6 protein-coding genes are annotated in these 6,983 nt (G+C 59.3%); 1 reads left to right on the top strand and 5 read right to left on the bottom strand.

Annotation, left to right across the window (positions count from 1 at the left end; genetic code table 11):
• From JAO82_RS06460 to JAO82_RS06440, 5 genes are all read right to left on the bottom strand, one after another.
• A partial coding sequence (locus JAO82_RS06460; protein WP_198685538.1) for a vWA domain-containing protein occupies positions 1-1,216 on the bottom strand: 1,216 nt, incomplete at its 3' end.
• A gap of 63 nt (positions 1,217-1,279) precedes the next feature.
• A complete protein-coding gene (locus JAO82_RS06455) occupies positions 1,280-2,260 on the bottom strand; it encodes a hypothetical protein (RefSeq protein ID WP_198685537.1) in 981 nt (326 codons plus the stop codon).
• A gap of 81 nt (positions 2,261-2,341) precedes the next feature.
• Positions 2,342-2,710 (bottom strand): hypothetical protein, encoded by a 369-nt coding sequence (locus tag JAO82_RS06450; protein WP_198685536.1) that lies wholly within the window; start codon positions 2,708-2,710, stop codon positions 2,342-2,344.
• 403 nt (positions 2,711-3,113) lie between these two features.
• Entirely contained in the window at positions 3,114-4,046 is a 933-nt protein-coding gene (locus tag JAO82_RS06445; RefSeq protein ID WP_198685535.1) for an MYG1 family protein, read from the bottom strand.
• 205 nt (positions 4,047-4,251) lie between these two features.
• The gene (locus JAO82_RS06440) at positions 4,252-4,566 is read right to left on the bottom strand and encodes an ETC complex I subunit (RefSeq protein ID WP_198685534.1); all 315 of its coding nucleotides are present in this window, start codon (positions 4,564-4,566) and stop codon (positions 4,252-4,254) included.
• Positions 4,567-4,752: 186 nt separating this feature from the next.
• Between JAO82_RS06440 and uvrB the strand changes: the two genes are divergently transcribed.
• Entirely contained in the window at positions 4,753-6,951 is a 2,199-nt protein-coding gene (uvrB, locus tag JAO82_RS06435; RefSeq protein WP_198685533.1) for an excinuclease ABC subunit UvrB, read from the top strand.
• The last annotated feature ends 32 nt before the right edge of the window (positions 6,952-6,983 follow it).

Genomic DNA, 6,983 nt, shown 5'->3' with positions numbered 1-6,983 from the left:
CGACCTCGGCCCCGACCACCTCGATCGGCGCGCTGGCAAGGGTGCGGCGCCCCTCGTTAAGCACATAGCGCAATTCATAGAGGCCGGTTTCCGCCGGGGCGGTCAGGCGACCCTCGGCTTTGTCTCCGACGCGAATATAGGCGCCGTGTTCGCCTTCCTTGGTGCCGGCGGGGACGATGGTGACGTAATCCCTGTTGTGAATGCTGCTGGACCAAGAGACATCAAAGGCCGCGCCGGTGGTGACGGTTTCGGGGCCGCTGATCGCGACCTCGGCCTTGACCACCTCGATCGGCGCACTGGCGAGCGTATGGCGGCCATCATTCTGGATATAGCGCAGCTCATAAAGCCCAACATCGGCCGGGGCGGTCAGACGGCCTTCGGCTTTATCGCCGACGCGAATGTAAGCGCCATGCTCGCCTTCCTTGGTGCCGGCGGGGACGATTGTGATGTAATCCCTGTCGTGAATGCTTTTCGACCAAGAGACATCAAAGGCCGCACCGGTGGTGACGGTTTCGGGACCGGAAATCTGAACCTCGGGCAATGCTGGTTCTTCGGGCGCGGGTTCGGGCGCGACGGGTTTCATATCCATGGCACTTTGCACCTGAGCCAATGCATCGTGCAGTTCGGCCGCGTTTCCGGCGGGCACGAATACGCCGCCGGTATTCTCAGCGATACAGGACAGGCTGGCATGGGCTGCGTCCTCGAGATCAAACCCGACCACATGGGCGGTGAAGTTCACACCCTGCTTGGCAAGCTGCGCCGACAGCGCGCAGGGATCGGCGTTGCAGGTTTCGACGCCGTCGGAAATCAGCACCACAGTCGCAGGGTTGTCGCGGAATGACAGCAGATCGGCAGCATGTTGTACCGAGGCCGAGATCGGGGTCTTGCCGACCGGCCGGATCGCGTTCACCATGTCGATAAACGCGGTCTTGTCCAGCGGCCCCGGCGCGACAAGCGTTTCGATATCGGCACAATCGCCCTGACTGCGGTGGCCATAAGCGACCAGTCCCAGATTGGTATCAGCGTCCCAGCCATCGACCAGATCAGCCATCACCTCGCGGGCGATCTCGATCTTGCTGGTGCCGTCGATCTGCCCCCACATGGACCCCGACGCATCATAGACAATCACCACGTCCTCGGCTGCTTTCAGAGGGGTTGCTAAGGCGATACCGCCCGCGATCACCATTGCCGCCAATTTCGGTGTAACCTGTCTCATCTGTTCATCTCTCCGCATAACTTCATTGATCGGAATTGCCGGACGCTCTTTTGCGACAGCACATCAGGCCTGGTGTACCGCCGCAGGCTCTGCCGGGGCTTCTGCGGCACCGAACGCGCGCTCTTTCAGCTTGCGGAACTTGCCTGACATTTGTTCCAGTTTGGCCTCCCATTCGGGGTCGGGCTGCTGGCCTTCGATGGTCTTGAAATAGACCTGCATCATGCAGGTGATCGCGAAGGGCTCAAGCAGCGCCGCCTTGACACTCCATGCAAACAGCAAGGCAAAAACCACACCGCCTGCCGCCCAAGCCCCCGGCATCAAATAAACCACCAGCGCCGCCGGGGTCAGCATTATGACAAATACCAGAAAACTCAGCCCATAGACGATGATCGCCAACCATGCCGCGTTTTTCAGCATCGTCTTGTAGTTCTGCCCGTAGAGAACCAGCGCCTCCTTGGCGGACAACCACGCGTCGTCGGATTTCGTGCGGATCGCATAGGCAAGGATCACCTCGTCGACGAAACCGACCGCGACGCGCAGAAACGCCGACAGGATACTGGCCAATTGCTGTACACCCGGCACCGGCAGGATGGTCAGGATACCGCGCATCAGCCCGGTAATGGCGCGGATTACCCCTTTGATTAACTGGTCAATGGCAAACAGCACGCTGGCCTGGGGAAACCGCTGTTTCACCACCGCTGTGGCATGCGCCACCTGACTGCGCCCCTGCGGCATCGGATTGCCGTCGATCAATTCGATGAGCACGGCAATATGCCCCGCCTTGACGAGGTAAAGGATATATTCACGCGCCCAGTACATGATCGCGCCGAAAATTCCGAAACCGGCGAATCCGCCCCAAATGATCGACCCGGCCCGAAACCCCTCATCGCCGAAACCGCCAATACCGTACCCGATACCGGCCCCCATACCCGTGACCAGTACATAGCCCACGGCGATGCCAAAATAGACCGCCATTCGCAGCACGATGAACGGCAGCGTGCGCACCATCATTCCCAGTGCGCTGCCGATACTAAAATCCCACATGACTACCTCGTATTAGCTTTTTCCCTGTGCATTCAGGGCCGATTTGCCCGATGGTACGCAGTTGTTTTAAAAAAATTGCGATCATGTCTTGCACTCGCGATTTCCATATCGGGCGGTGCAGGCGCGCGCGGCGCAGGACTCGATCTGCGGCGCACGCTGCGCCTTGCGGATATCCACCGTCTCGAGCGCGGAATAGGGAACCGAGACTATTTCCATCACCGGCTGGCACAGGAGGGTATCGCCCTTTGATTCACATTTCGTTTCGCCGGTCGGACGTCTTTCGCTGCGGTACTTCGTGACGGTCTCCTGCCGGTAAACGGGCGGAATCTTAAGCATCCATTCCGCTTCGCAATGCTTTCTTTCCGCACGGTACTCAGGGGTTCCACAAGCCGCCAATGCAGCCAACCCGATAGCAAAAAGGCATAGGGCGGATCGCTGAACGCTCGACATAGGGTTGCTCCGTAATTGGCGTCGCCGTCTAGGTTGCCACTCTTTCGTGCCTCTCTGACGTGATCCAATGGAGAATGCCCCGTTCATTTAGATGGGGTGGGGCGTTTATTTGCAAAGTTAAGTAAAACTGCACCAAGCATCCCCCGGCGGTGTCGGCGTTCGCTATGCCCCGTCAACCCAATGAGTGTTTCTGCTGCGCAAACGTTGCCTCATGACGACAGGCGGATATACGCTCTGCCGGTCGATCTCCGACAGCCAGATTTTGCCGCTATATTCCTGGGCTGCGAGCCTGCTTGGAGTTTTGCGTTTTCAGGAAAATCTATCGGCCTGCGAAATCAGCGCGAAAGCGACACAGGCTGCACGTGGGTCAAACACCTGAGGCCTTAGAATGCAGTGCCCCGTATCAAGCCTGTCCAGCCAATGCCTCGGTCACCGCAATATCAGCCATTTGCAATACCGCCTCGCGATTGTCAGCCACCGCGATGAACCGACCGTTATGGCAGAACTTCGCCCCCGTGACGCCACTGGCGGCTTCCAGCGCGGCATCGGTCAATCCTGCCCACGCCTTTGGAAGATCAGCACGGTTGGCGAAGGTGTCGTCGCCCTTGCGGATCGTGGTCAGCGCCCAATCGCTGCCGCGCGGGTGGATCACAAACAGCAGGTGATCCGCGCCGGACTTTTCGACGCCGGCACGAAATGGCATGCCCATTGGCAATTCCAGAACGGGCCACTCTCCGGCTTCCTCAATCGCCGCCATCACCATCGCCTCGGCCCGATACTTTGCCGCCCTGCGCTTGACCTGTGCCTCGACAAAAGCCCGCGCCACCGGCAAGGCAGACATAAACGCCCGATCATCTGCGCCCTCATCGCGGTCGTCAAATACTGGCTTCAGGCTTTCCAGCAGCACCGGCAAGGTCAGACCGGCAAACAGCGGTCCGGCCTCGGCCGCATTTACGGCGCCATTATCCAGAAGGTCGACCGGCAAAACAAAAGCACGATCGAATGCGTCATGAATCGCCTCGATATCATTCTCGGGCACGTCCATTGCGCGCAAGTAGTCGCGGCCATACTGGGCCCAGATCAACCCAAAGGAGCTATAGGGCTGGCCATCGTCGCGCAATGGATTGGGCCGCTGGTGGTGATCGAAAACCTGCGCATCCGCGTCGAATTGGCCACCGACATCATAGATAATCCGGTCTTCACCGGGCGTGATCCATGCCTTGTCGCGGCTGCGGATCAGCTCGGCCTTGGGGAACAAACGGGTCAGGATCACCGAAGACAGCAGCTCATCGGCATGAAAGCCACCGGAATGGGTGACAAGGTGGGTGATGGTCATCTGAAACGGGCTCCGGCCGGGTTTGAAACCATTCGGGCGACCTCAAAGGCCGCCCGTCGTCGAATGCGATCGCAGTATTGAGTGTGGACTATGGCCGACCCGGATCCAGCGGTGCAACACTGCTTCCTTACAACATGCGGATCACCGCTCAGTCTTGCGGGCTTATTAGCCTGATTCCGAGACAACTTCGCCCCGATTTACACACTTAATGTGTCCACATACCGCCCCGGCGATTGGTCGCGAAATTCTCGCCGTAGCCGCCCGGACGGACAATGGGTTTGCGGCGTTTAGGTTCGTAAACACGTGCATCGATGCCTTTGGCGGCTGCGTAATTCATTGCCGCCTCTTTGGTCGGGAACCGCAGCCGCACCTGAGTCTGCGTATCGTCGGACGAGGTCCAGCCCATCAGCGGATCGATCTCACGTTTGCTGGCCGGTGCAAAATCCAAAATCCAATCACGGGTGTTGGCTGTGCCGGAGGACATGGCTGTTTTAGCCTTTTGATAAATTCGAGCGCGCATGAACAAGGCTCCGTATAAGGGTCGGCACGATGTATCCGAAATTTCAGCCTGCGGGGCAAGGCGCGAAATGCCGTTACCGCCGGCGCAAACGTTGTCGCGCATGGCAAAAACGCGATTTAAGTGACAGCACGGCCTTGATATGGAACAAAGAGAGATCACCTCTGACCTTCAGAGCGGAGCCTGCCCATGCCCTATGCCCATAGCGATTCCATGCCGATGCTGCACGCCCCTGCCGAGGATGTGCGCAACCGACCGAAACTTGAGGGCGGCAAGCGGTTCAAGATGCACACAACATTCACCGCCGCCGGCGATCAGCCAAGCGCGATCGTCGAGCTGACCCAAGGTGTGCAGGCGGGCGAGCGCAACCAGGTGCTCTTGGGCGCGACCGGCACGGGCAAGACCTTCACCATGGCCCGTGTGATCGAGGAAACCCAGCGCCCGGCGATTATCCTCGCCCCGAACAAGACGCTGGCGGCCCAGCTTTATGGTGAGTTCCGCAACTTCTTTCCCGAGAACGCGGTCGAGTATTTCGTCAGCTTCTACGATTACTATCAGCCGGAAGCCTATGTGGCGCGCTCGGACACCTATATCGAGAAAGAATCCCAGATCAACGAACAGATCGACCGGATGCGCCACTCGGCCACGCGGGCGCTGCTGGAGCGGGACGATGTGATCATCGTTGCTTCGGTGTCGTGCATCTATGGGATCGGCTCGGTCGAGACTTACGGGGCGATGACCTTGGACCTGCAGGTCGGCAATAATTACGATCAGCGCAAGGTGATGGCTGATCTGGTGGCGCAGCAATACAAACGCAATGATCAGGCGTTTCAACGCGGTTCGTTCCGGGTGCGCGGCGATTCACTGGAGATCTTTCCCGCCCACCTGGAGGATCGGGCTTGGAGATTGTCGTTTTTCGGTGAGGAACTGGAAAGCATCACCGAGTTCGACCCCCTGACCGGTGAGCGGACCGACAGGTTCGAGCAGATCCGCGTTTATGCCAACAGCCACTATGTCACTCCGAAACCGACCATGCAGCAGGCGATCATCAGCATCCGCAAGGAACTGCGGCAACGGCTGGACCAACTGGTCAACGAAGGCAAACTTCTGGAAGCGCAGCGGCTGGAACAGCGGACGAATTTCGATCTGGAAATGCTGGAAGCAACCGGTGTTTGCAACGGGATCGAGAACTATTCGCGTTATTTGACCGGACGCGCACCGGGTGAGCCACCCCCGACCCTGTTCGAGTTCATCCCCGACAACGCCATTGTTTTTGCCGATGAAAGCCACGTGTCGGTGCCCCAGATCGGTGGCATGTATAAAGGCGACTACCGCCGCAAGTTCACGCTGGCCGAACACGGGTTCCGCCTGCCATCCTGTATGGATAACCGGCCCCTGAAATTCGAAGAATGGGACGCGATGCGGCCGCAATCGGTGTTCGTCAGCGCCACCCCGGCAAAATGGGAGATCGAACAGACCGGCGGCGTCTTCACCGAACAGGTGATCCGCCCCACCGGCCTGCTGGACCCCGAGGTGGAAATCCGCCCGGTCGAGATGCAGGTCGATGATCTGCTGGACGAAGTGCGCAAGGTCTCGGCCGATGGGTACCGCACATTGGTCACAACGCTGACCAAACGCATGGCCGAGGACCTGACCGAATACATGCACGAACAGGGCATCAAAGTGCGCTATATGCACAGCGATATCGACACCTTGGAACGGATCGAGATCCTGCGCGATCTGCGTCTTGGTGCCTTTGACGTGCTGATCGGCATCAACCTGCTGCGCGAGGGGCTGGATATCCCCGAATGCGGGCTGGTCGCCATTTTGGACGCCGACAAGGAAGGGTTCCTGCGCTCGGAAACCTCGCTGATCCAGACCATTGGTCGGGCCGCGCGCAATGCCGACGGGCGGGTCATAATGTATGCCGATCGCATCACCGGCAGCATGAAACGCGCTTTGGCCGAAACCGAACGCCGCCGCGAAAAACAGATCGCCTATAACGAAACACACGGCATCACCCCCGAAACCATCCGCAAGAATGTCGATGACGTGATGCAGGGGCTGTACAAGGGCGACGTGGACATGAACCGTGTCACCGCACAGATTGACAAGCCGATGGCCGGGGCAAACCTTCAGGTGGTCTTGGAGGGACTGCGCACCGATATGCGCAAGGCGGCGGAAAATCTGGAGTTCGAAGAGGCCGCACGCCTACGCGACGAGATCAAGCGGCTGGAAGCGGTCGATCTGGTGGTCTCCGACGATCCGCTGGCACGGCAACAAGCGGTGGAAAAGGCCAGCGAGGCCGCCGTCACATCGCGCGGCCGCTCGACCGCGGGACGGCCGGGACAGCGCGGCGGCAACGTCAAGCGGCGCAAGCGCTTCTGAGCAAATGCGCGCGCCGGTCAAAGGGGATTTCG

The organism is Pontibaca salina (assembly GCF_016307205.1).
In the GTDB taxonomy this organism is placed as follows: domain Bacteria; phylum Pseudomonadota; class Alphaproteobacteria; order Rhodobacterales; family Rhodobacteraceae; genus Pontibaca; species Pontibaca salina.
The sequence above is the reverse complement of the archived record's forward strand: the minus strand, read 5'-3'. Positions and strand labels throughout refer to the sequence as shown.

Coding starts and splice junctions, on each gene's coding strand:
- JAO82_RS06455 (WP_198685537.1), bottom strand. CDS start 2,260: ATGTGGGATTTTAGTATCGGCAGCGCACTGGGAATGATGGTGCGCACG.
- JAO82_RS06450 (WP_198685536.1), bottom strand. CDS start 2,710: ATGTCGAGCGTTCAGCGATCCGCCCTATGCCTTTTTGCTATCGGGTTG.
- JAO82_RS06445 (WP_198685535.1), bottom strand. CDS start 4,046: ATGACCATCACCCACCTTGTCACCCATTCCGGTGGCTTTCATGCCGAT.
- JAO82_RS06440 (WP_198685534.1), bottom strand. CDS start 4,566: ATGCGCGCTCGAATTTATCAAAAGGCTAAAACAGCCATGTCCTCCGGC.
- uvrB (WP_198685533.1), top strand. CDS start 4,753: ATGCCCTATGCCCATAGCGATTCCATGCCGATGCTGCACGCCCCTGCC.